This window comes from Frigoribacterium sp. CFBP9030, from assembly GCF_034045195.1.
In the GTDB taxonomy this organism is placed as follows: Bacteria; Actinomycetota; Actinomycetes; order Actinomycetales; family Microbacteriaceae; genus Frigoribacterium.
Genome location: NZ_JAXCWG010000020.1, coordinates 1 through 16,237, shown reverse-complemented (window position 1 = coordinate 16,237; position 16,237 = coordinate 1). Strand labels below are relative to the sequence as shown.

Genomic DNA, 16,237 nt, shown 5'->3' with positions numbered 1-16,237 from the left:
GCCTGTTTACGAGACCGAAACACGAGGGAGGCACAGTGACCGACATGCACGCCAGCGACGACCTTCCCCCGGTCACCCTAGACGGCACTCCGTTACGAGTGGCCGATCTCGTGGCCCTCGCGGACCGTCGCGCCCGCGTGTCGGTGCCCGGATACGCCCTGGCGACGGTGGAGGAATCGCATCGCACCCTGCTCGCCGCGCGCGACTCCGGCATCGTCTACGGCGCCAATACGGGCGTCGGTGCGAACCGCGGGATCTCGGTCGTCGACGACGCCGTCGACCTCACCCCGGAGGAGGAGCACCGCGAGCAGGCGGCCCACGGTCTGCGCCTGCTGCGCAGCCACGCGTCGGGCATCGGCGAGGTGGAGGACGACCGCGTCACCCGGGCCGCCCTGGTCGTCCGGCTGAATCAGCTGCTGGCCGGCGGATCGGGCATCAGCCCGGGCGTCGTGCAGGGTCTGCTCGCCGCGGTGCGGAACGACTCGCTGCCGACCCTGCACCGCACCGGTTCGATCGGCACCGGAGACCTGACCGCGCTGGCCGAGCTGGCACTCACCCTCATCGGCGAGTTCCCGTGGCGGAGCGGCGGCGTGCCGCCCGTGGTGTTCGCCGAGACCGACTCCCTGCCGTTCATGAGCTCGAGCGCCGTGACCCTCGCGACCACAGCGCTCGCGGCCGACGTCGCCGCCCGCCAGCTCGACGCCGCCACGGTCGTCGCGGCTCTCAGCTTCCGGGCGCTGCGCGGATCGCCCGAGGCGTTCGACGCCCAGGTGCACGCCGCACGACCGCATCCCGGGCAGGTGCGCGAGGCCGCCCGCCTGCGCTGGCTGACCGAGGCGGTCGAGGGCGACCCGCTTCCGGTGGCGCGCCTCCAGGATCCCTTCGGGCTGAGGGCCTCGCCGCAGGTGCACGCGCCCGCCCGCACCGCGCTCGGGGTGCTGCTCGACGCGCTCGACCGCGAGCTCGGCGGCCCGGCCGAGAACCCGCTCGTCGTCGACGACGGCGTGCGGCACCACGGGCAGTTCCACCTCGCGACGCTCGCGTGGTCGCTCGACGCGGCCCGCATGGGGCTGCACCCCGTGTTCAGCCTGTCGACGAGTCGACTCGGGCTGCTGATGCGGGCCGACATGACCGGGCTGCCGCCGTTCCTCGCCGACGCGAGACGCAACGCCACGAGCTCGGGGCTGATGATCGTCGAGTACGTCGCCCAGGACGCCCTCGCCCACATGCGCATCGACGCGACGCCCGTCACGAACGCCAGCATCAGCGTGTCGCTCGGCCTCGAGGAGCACGCGAGCTTCGCGATCCAGAGCACGCGCCTCCTGACCAGCCTGGTGCGCTCGTCGGGCGCGGTGCTCGCGGTGGAGCTGTTCGCCGCGGTGCGCGCCCTGCAGATGGCGCCCGACCGGGTGGCCGGCACGCGCCTCCGGCCGGTGTTCGAGCGACTCGTCGCCCTGATCGACCCGTCGACGGACGACCGGCCGCTCGGAGCCGACATCGCCCGGATGGAGGCCGAGCTGCCGACGCTCGGGGCGGCCCTCCGCGACTGCCCCGCGTAGGCCGGGCGCATCCGCGCCGCCCCTCCTTGCGGATCGAGTGGTCGGAAGATGCTCTTCCACGAGCCGGGAAGAGCATCTTCGGACCACTCGATGCGACGAGCGTGGGCTCGGGCGGCTGGGGCTCTAGGCGTCGCGGGCGGCGAGCGCGTCGGCCGCGGCCTGCTCGTCGCGGTACTGCTCGATGACGCTGACGTCGTCCATCGGGCGCAGCTCGTCGGCGTAGCTGACCGACTGGCGGCGCATCACGCCGTTCGAGCCGATCGAGTACTGCCCCATGCGCCAGAGCGGCGGCGAGTACGCGTGGATCGAGACCGACCCGTCGATGTGCCCGCCCATGCGGTGGATGTGGTCGGGCCCGAAGTGGAACGAGCGCCCCGCCTCGACCACGCGGCTGACCGCCTCGCCGCCCATGCGGGGGTTCGCCTCGTTCACGGCGCCCTCGACGACGGCGACCGCCCCCGACGAGATGTCGTGGTCGTGCCAGCCGGTGTCGTCGGTGGTGTCCCAGCAGAGCAGCCAGACGTCGATGTGGCTGTCGCGGTACAGCGAGGCGAAGTGCCGCTGGCCGCCGCCGTGCTGCACGAGGTGGCGCCAGGCCTCGGGGCGGGTCGCCATCTCGTCGACCCACGCCTTCAGCTCGGGGCGGGTGAGGTCGCGGCCCGGCAGCGCGGGCAGGGCGGGCGCGGCGGGCGCTGCGGGCAGTGCGGACGCGTCGAGCACTGCGGACGCGGCGCCGGCGCCGGCGCCGTCGAGGGGAGCCGAGGAGGAGCGGGTCGTCGAGTCGGGAGCGGTGACGGTCATCGGGGTTCTCCGGTCAGCAGGGCGCGGGGGTTCGCGTGGACGTGGGCGTGGGTGAAGGCGTGACCGAGCCCGGGGTCGCGCGGCTGGGCGTACGGCCGGTCGGAGCCGTGCACGACGGGGTCGACGCCGACGACGCGCACGACGGCGTCGATGGCGCGGGTGTCGTACGACGAGGTCTCGTAGAACACGTTGGGGTCGACCGAGCCGAACTCGCCGCCACGGGCGACGAGGCGCTCGTGGTGCAGCGGCGCGAGACCGGCGAGGGCGACGAAGACGATGCGCAGGGTCGGGTGCGCGACGCGGCCGCCCTGGTGCCAGGCGAACCAGGCCGACTGCAGCTGACTCACGTAGGGCACGACGGCGGGCCACCAGGCGGGGGTGTCGGCGACGGCCGGCGCCGGCCCGGGGTGCACCATGACGGGCTTGCCCGAGACGGCGACGACGTCGAGCACGGGGGCCATCCGATGCACGGCGGCCGGATCGAGGAGGCACGTGGCCGGCAGCTGCAGCCCGACCACCCGGTCGTCGCGCAGGATCTCCGAGAGCCCGACGAGGTCGTGCTCGACGACGGGCGTCGCCGCCCAGACGCGGAAGGGGTCGCCGAGACCGAGGGCGGAACGGTGCCAGACGTCGATCAGCTCGCGGGCCTCGGCGCCCGGCAGGTGCTCGATGCCGAGCGGGCTCGACAGCGACACGAGCACGTCGTCCTTGCCCTCGGCGATCTCACGCGCCCGGCGGCGCTCGACGTCGTGGGCGGCCGGGTCGACGGCGTAGGGGGCCTCGCCGGCGGTGAGCAGCGTCCAGTCGTCGACGAGGCGCGGCTCGGTCGTGCGGGCGCGCAGGGCCTCGACGAAGTCGGCGGGCCAGACGTGCTGGTGGGTGTCGGTGCGGCCGGAGGCGATGCGGCGCGAGACGGCGACCCGCGACGACGGAGCCGGGGCGGCGGACGACGCGACGGGTGCGGGGTCGCCGACCCGCGCCTCCTCGGTGGCCATCTCGCTGTGAACCGGTTCACTCATGTGAGTAGTGAACCGGTTCACAGCACGTTTTGTCAAGGCGGCGGCACGCTGGCCGTTCTGCGAACGATCGAGGCGCGACCCGGGGCGTCGACCCCCTGCCACGTATGCTGTGCGGGTGAAGGAGCCTCGTCGTCGTACGCTCCAGGACGTCGCCGACGCGGCCGGCCTGTCGAAGTCCGCGACGTCGTACGCGCTGCGCGGGCTGCGCGGCTCGACCGAGACGCAGGCCCGCGTGCTGCGGGTCGCGGCCGAGCTCGGCTACACGGTCGACCCGGTGGCCCGGGCGTTGGCCGGCGGGCGCAGCAGCAACGTCGTGATCGTCGGCACGCTCCGCGACCTCTGGCAGCAGGATCTCGCCGTGATGCTCAGCCGTGCGCTCGGCCGCCTCGCGCTGAACGCCTCGATCGCCGACGTCGACGCGTCGCCCACCCGCGAGGAGGCGGTGCTCGCGGCCCTGAACAGCCGCCAGGTCGACGGCGTGGTCGTCTTGCCGGTCGACCCGTCGGCGGAGTACTGGGCCGACGTGCCCGACGAGATCCGCGTGGTGTCGATCGGCGACGCGCTCGCCCACCGCCCCGACTCCCCCGTCGTGCTGTTCGACAACGCGTCCGGCGTCGGCACGGGTCTGCGGCACCTCGCCGGGCTCGGCCATCGGACGGTCGGCGTGCTCGCCCCCGCGCTGCCAGCCACCCCCGGGCGACCGGCCGAGATGCTCGCGACCTCGCTCGGCTCGGAGCTCGGCCTCGACGTGACCGTGACCGCGACGCCCGCCGCGGTCGGCGAGGCGGCCGACGCGACGGAGCGACTGCTGCGCTCGACGTCGCGACCCACCGCGCTGCTCTGCCTCAGCGACTCGATCGCGTTCGGCGCCTACGCGGCGGCCCGACGGGTCGGGCTCGAGGTGCCGCGCGAGCTGTCGGTGCTGGGGTACGACGACAGCGCGATGGCGCCGCTCGTCGAGCCGCAGCTCAGCACGTTCGCGTGGGACGAGGCGGCCATCGTCGACGCCGCCGTCGACGCGCTGCACACCCCGGGGGACGAGCTCGACGGCGGGGCGCGGCGGCAGACGTTCCGGCCGGTGTTCATGCCGCGCGGGTCGACGGCTGCGCCCGGCGGCTGAGCTCGCCTCGCCCGCCGGCTGACCTCGCCATCCCGCCACGTTCTCGACACGCCGCCACCCGATCCGGTGGCGGCGTGTCAAGTCGGTGGCGGCGTGGACGGCGAGCGCGACTTGCAGGTGCCGTAGCGTCATGTGGTCTGGTGGACTCACCTCCCACCCACCGAAGAAGGCTCAGCTCATGTTCTCGTCGTTCGTCTCGCCGCGTCAGGTCAAGATCGGGGACGCCGCCGCGTTCGCCGGCACCACCCCCCGGGCGATCAGGCACTACCACGACATCGGCGTGCTGCCCGAGCCCGAGCGCGGCTCGGACGGCCGACGACGCTACGGATACGACGAGATGATCCGGCTGCTCTGGATCCGCAAGATGGCCGACGCCGGGGTCGCCCTGGAGGACATCCGCGGCGCCTTCGCCGACGATGCGGGCGGGGACGCTGATGCCGCCGGGAACGGCGGTGCCGGCGGTGACGGCGGCGCGGACGGGGACCGTGCTCCCATCGATCCGCAGGTCACGCGGGTGCTGGACAGGCTCGAGTCGACCCTCGTCGCCAAGGAGGCGGAGCTGCGGCGGCAACGGGCCGCGGTGCAGCGCATGCGGACCCGGGGCAGCCGACTCGGCCTGCTCGACGACATCGTCGCCGGTCGTCTCGAGGCCCTGCCCGAGGGCTCGGTGCGCCGAGACGATCTGGACACCCTGCTGGTCACGGAGCGGATGCTCGGTCCGCTCGCCGCCGCGATGCAGGCGGGTCGCTTCGTCGCCCTGGCCACCCACCCCGTGCTGCGCGAGGGATCCGACCGCGTCGACGCCGCCGAGGAGGCCCTCGACGACACGGTCGCGGTCGACGACCCCAGGGTGGCGCAGGTCGCGGCCGAACGTCACGCCTTCGAGGAGGCGCTGCAGGCCGCCATCGAGGCGTCCGGCCAGGACGCGGAGGACGACGCGATCCTCGACGCCTGGGACGAGCTGCACCCCGCCGGGGATGACGCGGTCGGCGGCGCGGTCGACGCCGACGGTCGCGGTGCGGGGCCGAGGCGCATGAGCGCCGCCGAGGCGATCAGCAAGATGCCCTACGACTACTCCCCCGCCCGCTGGAGGTGCATGGAGCTCGCCCTCGAGCTCGGCGCCCCCGAGCCGAGCGCCCCGAGCGCCGCCGAGTAGGACTGCGGCGGGTTCTCGTCATCGGGGGCGGGTCAGCGCTGACCCGCCGCGGATGACAGGAACCCGCCGAACCAGGCGGCCCGGTGCCTCTCCGCCGCTGATCGCTTGGCCACAGGCCCTCGCCGCGACACACTGTGAGGGTGATCTACTATCTCGCGCCGCTCCTCCTCGGGGCCGGCTTCGTCGGGCTCTGCGTCGTCCTGCGCGCGGAGGACCGCGGACGTCGGCGGTCGCGCGGCGACGACGCGACGATCGCCGAACCCGAGAGGACCCCATGACATCGAGATCGGTCGCTGCGAGCGTGCTGAAGCACGTCGCGACGGGAATCGCGGCGGGCCTCACGGCCATGGGCGCGTTGCTGGGGAACAAGCCGCATCCCGGGCCTCAGCCCACGGGCGACGAGCGGGCTGACTACCGCCCCTGAACGCCCGGCCGGATGGACGCCAGCGCGGCCACCGCCAGCTGCGGCGGGTTCCCGTCATCGGGGGCGGGTCAGCGCTGACCCGCCGCGGATGACAGGAACCCGCCGCACCCGTGCAACGCCCAGCGCCCAGCGCCGCGCGCCCGTGCGACGCACCTCGCACCCGCGCAACGCGCCCCGCGCAGCGCCACGCATCCGCGCAACGCGCCGCGCGGCTAGGGCCGGCGGCCCGCGAAGAGCGCGTACAGCAGCGGCAGCGCCGACGCGATCATCAGCGCGGTGCCGAGCCCGTCGTCGTCGGCGCGCAGCACCGCCCCCGCGACGAGCAGCGCGCCGAAGATCACCGCGGCCAGCACCCGACGAGCCGTCCGCTCGATGCGCCCCAGCTGCTTCTCGATGCGCGGGCTGCCCACCTCGAGGGTCCCGTCTTCGAGGCGACCGACCAGGTGGTCGAGGCGTCCCGGCAACCGGACCGCCACCTCCGCGGCTCCGAGCGCCCGACGGGCGACGTCCTGTACGGCGTTGCCCCGCTCGTCGCGCACCAGCTGCGCGGCGTAGGGCTCGACGGAGTCCCACAGGTTGAAGACGGGGTCGAGGGCGCTGGACACGCCGGAGGTGAGGGTCACCGCCCGCAGGACGAGCAGGAAGTCCTCGGGCAGCTGGAACGGCAGCGATCGGATGAGATCGCCGAACTGACCCGCGAACTCGCGGTACTCCCGAGGGTCGACCTGCCGCAGCTCGGCGAAGCCCATGCCGCCGAATCGGGCGAACGTGGCGCTCACCGCGCGTTCGAGCTCGTTGGTGTCGGCGCTGGGCAGCAGCACCCCGAGGTCGCGCATCGCCCCGACCATGCCGCTGCCGTCGCGCGACGCCGCCGCGATCAGCAGCTGCCGGAGGCCGTTGCGCGTGCCCGTCGGCACCTCGCCCATCATCCCGAAGTCGATGAACGTGAGACGCCACGGTCGCTCGCCGTCGGCCGCCGCGATCGGCGTGACGAAGATGTTGCCCGGGTGCGGATCGGCATGGAAGAACCCGTTGGTGAAGAGCTGGTCGAACATCACGGCGGCGAAGACCGGTGCGACCTCGGCGGGGTCGATGCCGGCGGCGCGCAGACCCTCGACGTCGGTGATCTTGATCGCCGAGACGTCTTCGAGCACGAGCACGCGACGGGTCGAGCGCTCCCACACGACGTCGGGCACCCCGACCCGGTCGTCGTCGGCGAAGTCCGCGGCGAAGCGCGCCGAGTTGGCGGCCTCGTTGAGGTAGTCGATCTCCTCCAGGCTGGTGCGCGCGAACTCCTCGACGAGCGCGGGGGCGTCGACGCGGTCGTAGACGAGTCGCACGTGGCTGAGCCAGCCGCCGACCTTCCGGAGGGCGGCGAGGTCGACGTCGACGATGAGGTCGATGCCGGGTCGCTGCACCTTCAGCACGACGTCGACGAGCCCCGTGTCGGCCGAGTCGACGGGGCCGAGCGTCGCCCGGTGCGCCTGACCGAGGGAGGCGGCGGCGATCGGTTCGGGCGAGACCGACGTGAAGACGCGGTCGAGCGGCATGCCGAGCTCGGCTTCGGCGAGCGCCCGGATCTCGGGGAACGGGACGGGCGTGACCTCGTCTTGGAGCCCCTCCAGCTCCTTCGTGATCTCGGGCGGCAGCACGTCGAGGCGCGACGACAGGTACTGGCCGACCTTGATCATCAGGCCGCCCAGATCGAGCGCGAGCGCGTGGAAGCCCCGGGCGAAGCGCTGCATCCGCTTCGCGCGGGTGCGCTCGGCGACCCAGCGCAGACCGAACCGGGGCAGCACGAGCTCGAACCACCAGGTCACGGCGAGGTGACGGGACGCGAACCGCAGGATGCGGCGGTAGCGGGCACGACCGGCCCGGTCGCGCACCGCGGGGTGGGCCTCGTCGAGACGGGGCGACGCCACCCGCGTCAGTCTCGGGCGAGGATCGAGTAGATGCGTCGACGGGCGTCGTCGAGCACCGCCACCGCCTCGTCGACCTGCGCGGAGGTGCCGGTGCGGCCGACCTGAGCCGTCGCACGAGCGAGGTCGATGCCGGCCTTGGGCAGGGCAGTCCGGCGGTCGCCGGTCGAGCGGGAGGGTGCCCACGGGTCGGCGGAGTCGATGCCGGCGGCGGCGCGACCCGCGTCGGTGAGCGAGTAGACCTTGCGCCCCTCGGTCTCTTCGGCCTCGATCAGACCCTCGTCGGCGAGCAGCTGAAGGGTCGGGTAGACCGAGCCGGCGCTGGGCTTCCAGTCGCCGCCGCTGCGCTCGTCGATCTCGTGGATGACCTGGTAGCCGTGCATCGGCCGCTCGGCGAGCAGCGCGAGGATGGCGGTGCGGATCTCGCCGCGCGGGGCGCGCGAGCCGTCGCGACGGTCGAACGTCGAGCGCAGCTGGTCCATCGCCTGCCACATCCCGTCGAGGTCGACGGTGAAAGAACCGGGTGTACGCGAGGTGCCCATGATGATCTCCTGTCGAGGGTCGAGCGATACCCGAACGATATACCTGCCGTCCGTCACCCTCCGGGGCTCGCACTCAGACTCGAGAGCGGGCCGACGAGGCCGAGCTCCTTGAGCCCTCCTCGACCTCGACGTACGGTGAAGAGGTCGACGACGACGAAGGGGTGAGCATGGAGAAGAACGGGAAAGAGCAGCGGGGCAGGCTGCGACTTCAGTGGCCGACCTTCCGCGGGTCCTCCGTGGGGTGGGGCATCGGCGCGGTCTTCTGGCTGTCCTGCGTCGCACAGAGTCTCTACGTCGCGGTGCGAGACGGGGGTACGTCCGTCCTCGGCGGCCTTGTGATCGGGGCCCTCGTGATCGCGACTGCTGTCTGCGTCGTCGGGACGGTCGCGACGATCCGGCATCCCCGACCCGCGCCTCCTGCGACGGACGACTGAGCGGACCGGGGCGACCGAGCGGACCGGTCGACTGAGCAGGTCGTGCCGGGGCGACCGACCGGATGCCCCGCGCCTCCTGCCGGTCGGCGATGGCCGGACGGGGCGGTCATGACATCCGTAACGGGCGACAGGTGACGCGTCGGCACTTCTCGTGACCGCCGACCTCTGGTGTGCTTCTCGGAGACCGTGCGGATCCCGAGCCGCACCGAGAGGACTCCATGCGCAAGCCCCTGAAAGCGACCCTGTGGGTGGTCGGCGCCCTGATCGCCCTCCCCGTTCTCACACTCGCCACGACGTCGATCGTCAACGTCGTCGCCACCGAGTCGGACCTCGCCGCCATCACGCCCTATGGCCAGCGCGTTCCCGTCGACGGCCGGGAGATGAACGCCGTCGTCAGCGGGACGGGCGACGACACGATCGTCCTGCTGCCCGGTCTCGGCACGGCCGCCCCGGGTCTGGACTTCCAGCCGCTCATCTCCGAGCTCGACGACACCCATCGCGTCATCGCCCTCGAGCCCTTCGGCACCGGGCTGAGCGACCAGACAGACTCTCCACGCACCGCCGAGAACATCGCCGAGGAGGCGCACCAGGCGTTGCAGGGTCTGGGCGTCGATCGCTACGCGGTCATGGGGCACTCGATCGCCGGCGTCTACGCCCTCGAGCTGAGCCGGCTCCACCCGGGCGAGCTCACGGCGTTCATCGGCATCGACAGCAGCGTCCCCGATCAGCCGGGGTGGGATGAGCCCGTTCCGACCGACGGACTCGCCCAGCTCCGCGATCTGGGTCTGCTCCGGGTGGCGTCCGCCCTCGCCGGCGACCCCTACGCGGGGATGCCCTACGACGAGGGGACCAAGGAGCAGATGCGCCTCCTCACGACGAAGAACTCGACGGCGCCGACGCTGCTCGACGAGATGGAGCGCACCCCGAGCAACTTCGCCTCGGTCAGCGGAGCGACGTTCCCGGCGGACCTCCCGGTGCTCCTCTTCGTCGTGCAGGCCGACTCGGACGTCGACGGTTGGCTCGGGCTCCACGAACGCCAGGCGGCGAGCGTCGAGCGCGGCGAGGTCGTCCCGCTCGAGGGAGACCACTACGTGCACCACACGCAGTCGCCGCGGATCGCCGCGGAGACCGACCGGTTCCTCGATCCGTCGAGCTGACGGCGCCACCTGATGGGCCTCTGATTGGACCTTTCCCGGCAATCATCAGACAATTGCTTCCCATGCAAGGAAACGAGCAGGGCCCCCGATCGACCGAGCCGTCCGGCGATCCGCAGCACGATCGCACCCCAGGCGGTGCCAGGCGCCTCGTCCGCGACTTCACCGAACCACCGCCCAGCGGTGTGCACCCGGCGCTGATCCCCGGCCTCGGAGTCGAGCAGACCGGCCGTGTGTTCCGTACGGATCGAACCGTCTTCGGCGTCGCGATCCTCTTCGCGGTCGCGTTCCTGGCGTGGGGCGTCCTCGGCGGCGGGAGCCTCGCCTCCACCGCCTCGGCGGTCCTCGCCTGGGTGATCGAGTACACCGGCTGGTTCTTCACCTCGATCGCGACCGTGATCATGGTCTTCATGCTCTGGGTCGGTTTCGGCCGGTTCGGGCGCATCCGCCTCGGGCGCGACGACGAGGCGCCCGAGTTCTCGATGTTCTCGTGGATCTCGATGCTCTTCGCCGCCGGCATGGGCATCGGCCTCGTCTTCTGGGGCGCCGCCGAACCGCTGACCTTCTTCGAGAGCCCGCCCCCCGGCACCGACGAGGCCGAGACCGTCGAGGCGATGCACACCGCCCTGACGCAGGTCCTCTACCACTGGGGGCCTCAGGCGTGGTCGTTCTACGCCCTCATCGGCGGCGCGATCGCCTACGGCGCGTACCGCCGCGGACGCACCCCGCTCATCTCGTCGATCTTCGCGTCGCTGCTGGGCGAGGGCCGCACCCAGGGCCCCCTCGGCAAGACCATCGACATCTTCGCCATCATCGTGACCCTCTTCGGCACGGCGGCCTCGCTCGGCCTCGGCGCCCTGCAGATCGGCCACGGAGTCGAGCTGATCAGCGGCATCGGCCAGGCCGGCAACGCCCTGCTCGTCGGGGTCATCACCGTGCTGACCATCGCCTTCATCATCTCCGCGGTCTCGGGGGTCTCGCGCGGCATCCAGGCCCTCTCGAACATCAACACGGTCGTGGCGCTCCTGCTGGCGCTCTTCGTGTTCTTCGTCGGCCCGTCGATGCTGATCCTCAACGTGATCCCGTCGGTGGCCGCCCAGTTCGTCGGCGACCTGCCGATGATGATCGGGCGCTCCGGCTCGCAGGGCGAGGAGGCGCAGGCCTTCCTCTCCAGCTGGACGATCTTCTACTGGGCGTGGTGGATCTCGTGGTCCCCCTTCGTCGGCATGTTCATCGCCAAGATCTCGCGCGGCCGCACGCTGCGCCAGTTCGTCTCCGTCGTCGTGGTCGTCCCGTCGATCGTCTCGTTCATCTGGTTCGCGATCTTCGGGGTCACGGCGATCGACCAGCGGATGAACGACGCCCCGCTGCCCAGCAGCCCGCCCGAGGAGGTGCTGTTCGGCATGCTGGGCAGCCTGCCTCTGGCCGGGGTCACCACGGTCATCGCCGCTGTGCTCGTCGCCATCTTCTTCGTCACCGGTGCGGACTCGGCCTCGCTGGTCATGGGCACGCTGTCGCAGCAGGGTCGCCCCGAGCCGTCTCGCTGGGTCACCGTGACCTGGGGTGTGCTCGTCGGCGCGATCGCCGCGGTGCTGCTCGTCGCAGGCGGTGAGGACGGCGCAGGGCTGAGCGCGCTGCAGAACGTGACGATCATCGCGGCGCTGCCGTTCGCGATCATCATGGCGTTCATCATGATCGCGTTCCTGAAGGACCTGCGGCGCGATCCGCTCATCCTCCGCGACCAGTACGCCGAGCGCGTCGTGCGCCACAGCGTGCGCAACGGCCTCGAGGAGTTCGGCGACGACTTCGCGCTCGTGCCCGCCGCGTACGACCACTCGAAGGACGACCTCGCCTGGGTCGAGCACGACGCCGACGAGGGTCTGAGCGCGTCGTACGCGGCCGCCGAGGCCGACGCGGCCGAGGCATCGGAGGCCTCCGAAGCCTCCGACGACGACGCCACCGTCTCCGAGGGCGCTGTCCCCGGCAGCGGCAAGGACGACGACCGCGACTAGAGGGTAGGGGCGGGGCCGGCATCACGTACCCCTACGTGGCGGCCCCACCCTGGAGCACAAGGACCCGAATCCGTGTACCCCGGTTTCGAGCGGTCATCGACCACCCGATCCGCCGGCCCCTGTGGGAACGGTCACGTCGCAGACGGCCGGGCCGCACCGAAACGGGTCACGCCCCGCCGGACAAGACGCCGAACAGCGCGACGAACGCACCCGCACCGACCGCCGTCAGCACCGTCGCCACCACGCGCTCCCGCAGTCGATCGAGACGCCGGGTCACGACCCAGCTGAGCACCGCGACGCCGATCGCGATGCTGATCGTCCAGTACAGCCAGCCCGTCGTCTCGACGACCCGCAGCAGGCCCGAGACGCCGTCGCCGATCATCACGGCCGCGAACACCGCGACCCCCACGGCCCGCAGCAGCCGGCGCTCGGCCCGCCACCACAGCCCGGCGAGTCCGATCACCGGGCCGGCCAGCGTCGCGATGGTGAAGTAGAGGTCGCCCGGCCCGTACGAGTCGGGGAACCCCCGCAGCGTCGACACGACGACGTATCCCTGGAGCAGGGCGTGGAACACGAGCAGCCCCATTCCCGCCGCGATCCACCAGCGTCGGGCGCTCGCCCACCGGGTGCAGACGACGGTCACCGCGAACGCGAGCAGCGTCCACCCGCTGTTCGAGTTGGCGAACGACCTGAGCCCGTCGGGCAGGTGCTGCTGCCCGAACGAGGTCGCACCGCCGAGCAGCAGCCCCACGACGACGGCGACCGCCCACCAGGCGAGTGCGGATCCGACGGTTCTCCTCATGAGGTCAGCATGACCGTCGACGGCCGCGCCGACGAGCCCGCGAGCGACGGATCACTCTCTAGACGGCCGATGTCCTCCTCGAGAACGACCCCGCCTCGAGCGTCCGCGCCAGCGTCGCGACGTCGCGTCCGAAGGGCCGGTCGACCACACCGGGCGGCAGCAGCGCATCCGCGCCGGCGAGCTCATCGTCGAGCGGCGTCACAGCAGCACCGGCACCCGAACCCCCACTTGCACCAGCACCGGCACCCGCACCCGCACCCGCCAGCACCCCGCGCAACCGCCGCGCGTGCAGCACCGCGAGCAGCTCGCACGCCGCGACGTCGGTCGCCCCGTCGAGCGCCCCCGCCAGCAGCTCGGCGGCCTCGAGCGAGAACGACTGGGCGTCCTCCTGTCCGAGCGACGTCTCGATGATGCCCAGCGACGCGGGTCGGGCGGCCGTCAGCAGCCCGTGCACCGTGCCCACCGCGCGCTTGTGCACCGTCACCATGCCGGCCTGGACACCCGGTGCCGACGACAGCTGCCGCGGCAGCCCCGACACCGCCCCGTCGAGCAGCCGGTGCAGCCGAGCGGCGCCCAGCTCGGCCAGGTGCAGCACGGCGAAGCGCACGGCGTCGAGCGATGCCGCGAGGTCGAAGCCGTCGAACCCCGCCGTGCCCACGAACGCGCCGTCGAGTCGCGCGGGCGAGTCCGTCACGCCGTCGAGCGCCCGCAGCACCGCCGCGTCGAGCGCCTCGAGCACCCTGGCGAGATGCGCCAGAGCCGGGCCGCTCACCCGGAACGACACCGGCGACTGCAACGCCGCCGACTCCCGCTCGGGCCCCAGCAGCCCGTCGAGCCGCCTCAGCACGGCCGCGAGCGCGTCGTCCGCCCGAGCCGTCGACACCCGGAACGGATCGCGGTTCGCCCCCACCAGCTCGAGCTCCGCCGCGAGCACGGCGAGCGCCTGGTCGGCCACCCGTCGTGCGCAGTCGGCCAGCACGATCGCGCGCGCGGTCGTGACGGGCACGCCCTCGATCAGGGCCACACCCTCTTTCGGGCCGAGGAGGTGCGGGTCGAGTCCCGACGCGACCAGCGCCTCCTGGGCGGGCACCACCGCGCCCTCCGCCGTCAGCAGCTCGCCGGTGGCGGCACCCGTCGCGGCGGCGCCGAGGTGTGCGAGCGGCACGATCTCGCCGGCGGTGCCGAGTCGCGTGGCCGGGACGGCGGGCACGAGGTCGAGCCGCAGCACGTCGACCAGCCGCAGGCAGAGCGCCGACGAGACCCCCGCGTCGCCCGAGAGGAACGTCCGGAGGCGCACCGCGAGCGCCGCCCGCACCTCGCGTCGAGCGAGCCAGGGCTCCGATCCCGTGGCGCGCGCGATCAGGAGGCGCGCCTGGTGACCTGCCCGCGCCTCCTCGTCCAGGGCGATGGTGCTGGCGGCGCCCATGCCGGTGGTGACTCCGTAGACGGGACCGCCGGCGTCGAGGGCGGCGAGGGTCGCGTCGCGCGCGGCGTCGAGCTCGGCCACGAGACGGTCGGTGAGGCGCAGCTCGCGGCCGTCGGCCACCTCGAGGACGGCGGCGGCGTCGAGATCGGTCGGCCGGTCGACGACCAGCGGTCCGAGCGGTGCACGCGGTTCGAGCGGTGCGGCCGATGCGAGCGGTTCCGCAGCCACGTCAGCGGTACCGCAGCATCGTGCCGACCTCGGCCTCTTCGGCGGTGCGCAGCACGAGGTGGGCGAGCGCGACGTCGAGGATCGACAGGCCGCGGTGCCAGAAGAGGATCCGCTCGTCGGCGGACTCGCGCCCGGCCTTCGCGCCCGAGGCGATCTCGCCGAGCTGCGCCCAGAGCGTCTCGGGGCTGAGCAGCCCGGTGTCGACGTGGTGCCGCAGGGCACCGAACCGGCCCGACCGCGACTCGGCCCAGTCGTCGACCACGACCTTGTCGATCACGTCGAGCAGTTCGGGCTCGACCGCGCTGACCGTGCCGTAGGGCACCACGAACGCGCCGGGTCGGATGTGCTCGCGCCGGAGGAGCGGCGCGGGTTCGGTCAGCCGCGTCGCCTCGACGATGATGTCGGCCCCGTCGAACGCCTCGTCGGCGGTCTCGACGACGACCACGGGCGTGTCGGTCACGGCACGCAGCTGCTCGCCGAACGCCTCGCGCGACTCGACGCGGCGGCTCGTGACCCGGATCTCGTCGAGGTCGAACAGCCCGTCGAGCATGGTGACGTTCGAGAACGCGGTGCCGCGGGCGCCGGCGTGGGCCAGCACCTTCGAGTCGGGGCGGGCGAGGTACCGGGCGCCGACGGCCGTCATCGCACCGGTGCGGGCCTCGGTGACGAACGTGGCGTCCATCACGGCGAGCGGCGTGCCGTTGTAGGGGTCGAAGAGGGTCGCCATCGCCATCTCGCTCGGCAGCCCCTCGAGGTAGTTCGGCACGAAGTCGCCGACGACCTTGACGCCGCTGACGCCCCGCTCGCCGAGGGTCGACACGTGCCCGCGCAGCACGTTGAAGTGACCCACCCCGCCGTTGTCGGGCACGAGGTGCATGCGCGGCTCGAAGACCGTCTCGCCGCGCCCGTGGGCGGCGACGACCGAGTCGATCGCGTCGACGATCGCCGACGAGGGGATGTCGAGGGAGTCGATGTCGGGCCCCGAGAGGTATCGCATCCAGATCGGGCGGGTCGGTGTGGTCACGGTTCTCCTCGGGTCGGGTGCGCGGGACGTGCTTGTCGTGCTGACGTGCTGACGTGCTGGCGTGCTGGCGTGCTGGCGTGCTGGCGTGCTGGCGTGCTGGCGTGCTGACGTGCTGGCGTGCTGGCGTGACGATGCTTGCGTGAATTGTTCCATGCGCTGTGTGACGGTTGTGTTTAATGATGTTCAGGAGGCGCGGTTCCGGCCCCGTGCGCCGCTACCGTGGCGAGCACCCCACCGAGAGGCCCCACCCGTGAGCACGCCGCATCTGGACGACCACCAGCTCGACGGCGTCCGCGGCTGGCTGATCGACCTGGTGCACCAGCACCGGCTGTCGCCCACTCAACGCCGTGTGGTGCAGCACATGCTCGACTCGCTGCCGCAGGTGGCCTTCGCGTCGACCATCGACATGGCCGAGGCGGCGGGCGTCAGCCAGCCCACGGTCACCCGCATCGCGACGGCGCTGGGGTTCTCGGGCTACGCCGAGTTCCGCAACGCGGCGCGTGACGCCGTGCTGACGGCCACTCCCCCGGCGGCGGCGGCAAGCGGCGCGGGCGCAGACGGTGCAGGCGGTGCGGGCGGCAGGCCCGGCGAGGGCGGCAGGGCCGGCGCGGCCGGCG

General features: G+C 72.7%; 16 protein-coding genes. 9 read left to right on the top strand and 7 right to left on the bottom strand.

Going from position 1 to position 16,237, the window contains the following annotated elements; all coding sequences use genetic code 11:
- Positions 1-44: 44 nt before the first annotated feature.
- A complete protein-coding gene (locus SOM13_RS14750) occupies positions 45-1,559 on the top strand; it encodes an aromatic amino acid ammonia-lyase (RefSeq protein WP_192061529.1) in 1,515 nt (504 codons plus the stop codon).
- 123 nt (positions 1,560-1,682) lie between these two features.
- Here SOM13_RS14750 and SOM13_RS14745 read toward each other — a convergent pair whose 3' ends face one another.
- Together SOM13_RS14745 and SOM13_RS14740 are read right to left on the bottom strand one after the other, a co-directional pair.
- Positions 1,683-2,360 (bottom strand): cysteine dioxygenase family protein, encoded by a 678-nt coding sequence (locus SOM13_RS14745; RefSeq protein ID WP_320480144.1) that lies wholly within the window; start codon positions 2,358-2,360, stop codon positions 1,683-1,685.
- Entirely contained in the window at positions 2,357-3,379 is a 1,023-nt protein-coding gene (locus SOM13_RS14740) for an amidohydrolase (protein WP_320480143.1), read from the bottom strand. Before SOM13_RS14740 ends, SOM13_RS14745 begins: the two co-directional genes overlap by 4 nt.
- Positions 3,380-3,494: 115 nt before the next feature.
- Here SOM13_RS14740 and SOM13_RS14735 point away from each other — a divergent pair, with 115 nt between their 5' ends.
- The 4 genes from SOM13_RS14735 (at position 3,495) to SOM13_RS14720 (ending at position 6,079) form a co-directional block, all read left to right on the top strand.
- Positions 3,495-4,499, top strand: coding sequence for a LacI family DNA-binding transcriptional regulator (locus SOM13_RS14735; protein WP_320480142.1), 1,005 nt, complete (start codon positions 3,495-3,497; stop codon positions 4,497-4,499).
- A gap of 178 nt (positions 4,500-4,677) precedes the next feature.
- Positions 4,678-5,655, top strand: coding sequence for a MerR family transcriptional regulator (locus tag SOM13_RS14730; protein WP_320480141.1), 978 nt, complete (start codon positions 4,678-4,680; stop codon positions 5,653-5,655).
- A 140-nt stretch (positions 5,656-5,795) separates the two neighbouring features.
- Positions 5,796-5,933 (top strand): hypothetical protein, encoded by a 138-nt coding sequence (locus SOM13_RS14725; protein WP_192061494.1) that lies wholly within the window; start codon positions 5,796-5,798, stop codon positions 5,931-5,933.
- The gene (locus SOM13_RS14720) at positions 5,930-6,079 is read left to right on the top strand and encodes a hypothetical protein (RefSeq protein WP_320478287.1); all 150 of its coding nucleotides are present in this window, start codon (positions 5,930-5,932) and stop codon (positions 6,077-6,079) included. Before SOM13_RS14725 ends, SOM13_RS14720 begins: the two co-directional genes overlap by 4 nt.
- Before the next feature lie 212 nt (positions 6,080-6,291).
- Here SOM13_RS14720 and SOM13_RS14715 read toward each other — a convergent pair whose 3' ends face one another.
- Both SOM13_RS14715 and SOM13_RS14710 read right to left on the bottom strand, forming a co-directional pair.
- Positions 6,292-8,001, bottom strand: a complete 1,710-nt coding sequence (locus tag SOM13_RS14715) for an ABC1 kinase family protein (protein ID WP_243215871.1) — start codon at positions 7,999-8,001, stop codon at positions 6,292-6,294.
- Positions 8,002-8,006: 5 nt separating this feature from the next.
- A complete protein-coding gene (locus SOM13_RS14710) occupies positions 8,007-8,540 on the bottom strand; it encodes a PadR family transcriptional regulator (RefSeq protein ID WP_244637286.1) in 534 nt (177 codons plus the stop codon).
- A 167-nt stretch (positions 8,541-8,707) separates the two neighbouring features.
- Between SOM13_RS14710 and SOM13_RS14705 the strand changes: the two genes are divergently transcribed.
- The 3 genes from SOM13_RS14705 (at position 8,708) to SOM13_RS14695 (ending at position 12,140) form a co-directional block, all read left to right on the top strand.
- Positions 8,708-8,974, top strand: coding sequence for a hypothetical protein (locus SOM13_RS14705; RefSeq protein ID WP_192061497.1), 267 nt, complete (start codon positions 8,708-8,710; stop codon positions 8,972-8,974).
- A 218-nt stretch (positions 8,975-9,192) separates the two neighbouring features.
- Positions 9,193-10,131 carry an alpha/beta hydrolase gene (locus tag SOM13_RS14700; protein WP_320480140.1) on the top strand — a complete coding sequence of 313 codons (939 nt, stop codon included), beginning with the start codon at positions 9,193-9,195 and terminating at the stop codon, positions 10,129-10,131.
- Between the two features lie 62 nt (positions 10,132-10,193).
- Positions 10,194-12,140, top strand: a complete 1,947-nt coding sequence (locus SOM13_RS14695) for a BCCT family transporter (protein ID WP_320480139.1) — start codon at positions 10,194-10,196, stop codon at positions 12,138-12,140.
- A 166-nt stretch (positions 12,141-12,306) separates the two neighbouring features.
- On the opposite strand, the gene SOM13_RS14690 is transcribed toward SOM13_RS14695, so the two are convergent.
- From SOM13_RS14690 to SOM13_RS14680, 3 genes are read right to left on the bottom strand one after another with little or no spacing between them, the layout of a single operon-like run.
- The gene (locus SOM13_RS14690; protein WP_320480138.1) at positions 12,307-12,942 is read right to left on the bottom strand and encodes a DUF6518 family protein; all 636 of its coding nucleotides are present in this window, start codon (positions 12,940-12,942) and stop codon (positions 12,307-12,309) included.
- Positions 12,943-13,000: 58 nt separating this feature from the next.
- On the bottom strand, positions 13,001-14,596 hold the full coding sequence (locus SOM13_RS14685; RefSeq protein ID WP_320480137.1) for an aromatic amino acid ammonia-lyase: 1,596 nt from the start codon (positions 14,594-14,596) through the stop codon (positions 13,001-13,003).
- Position 14,597: 1 nt separating this feature from the next.
- On the bottom strand, positions 14,598-15,620 hold the full coding sequence (locus SOM13_RS14680) for an ornithine cyclodeaminase family protein (protein WP_320480136.1): 1,023 nt from the start codon (positions 15,618-15,620) through the stop codon (positions 14,598-14,600).
- A gap of 250 nt (positions 15,621-15,870) precedes the next feature.
- On the opposite strand from SOM13_RS14680, the gene SOM13_RS14675 reads away from it, so the two are divergent.
- Positions 15,871-16,237 (top strand): MurR/RpiR family transcriptional regulator (locus SOM13_RS14675; protein WP_414655530.1); only part of this gene is annotated, 367 nt, incomplete at its 3' end.

Excerpts from the sequence above, each read along its gene's own strand:
- SOM13_RS14750 (WP_192061529.1), top strand. The coding sequence starts at position 45 with ATGCACGCCAGCGACGACCTTCCCCCGGTCACCCTAGACGGCACTCCG.
- SOM13_RS14745 (WP_320480144.1), bottom strand. The coding sequence starts at position 2,360 with ATGACCGTCACCGCTCCCGACTCGACGACCCGCTCCTCCTCGGCTCCC.
- SOM13_RS14740 (WP_320480143.1), bottom strand. The coding sequence starts at position 3,379 with ATGAGTGAACCGGTTCACAGCGAGATGGCCACCGAGGAGGCGCGGGTC.
- SOM13_RS14730 (WP_320480141.1), top strand. The coding sequence starts at position 4,678 with ATGTTCTCGTCGTTCGTCTCGCCGCGTCAGGTCAAGATCGGGGACGCC.
- SOM13_RS14720 (WP_320478287.1), top strand. The coding sequence starts at position 5,930 with ATGACATCGAGATCGGTCGCTGCGAGCGTGCTGAAGCACGTCGCGACG.
- SOM13_RS14710 (WP_244637286.1), bottom strand. The coding sequence starts at position 8,540 with ATGGGCACCTCGCGTACACCCGGTTCTTTCACCGTCGACCTCGACGGG.
- SOM13_RS14705 (WP_192061497.1), top strand. The coding sequence starts at position 8,708 with ATGGAGAAGAACGGGAAAGAGCAGCGGGGCAGGCTGCGACTTCAGTGG.
- SOM13_RS14700 (WP_320480140.1), top strand. The coding sequence starts at position 9,193 with ATGCGCAAGCCCCTGAAAGCGACCCTGTGGGTGGTCGGCGCCCTGATC.
- SOM13_RS14695 (WP_320480139.1), top strand. The coding sequence starts at position 10,194 with ATGCAAGGAAACGAGCAGGGCCCCCGATCGACCGAGCCGTCCGGCGAT.
- SOM13_RS14690 (WP_320480138.1), bottom strand. The coding sequence starts at position 12,942 with ATGAGGAGAACCGTCGGATCCGCACTCGCCTGGTGGGCGGTCGCCGTC.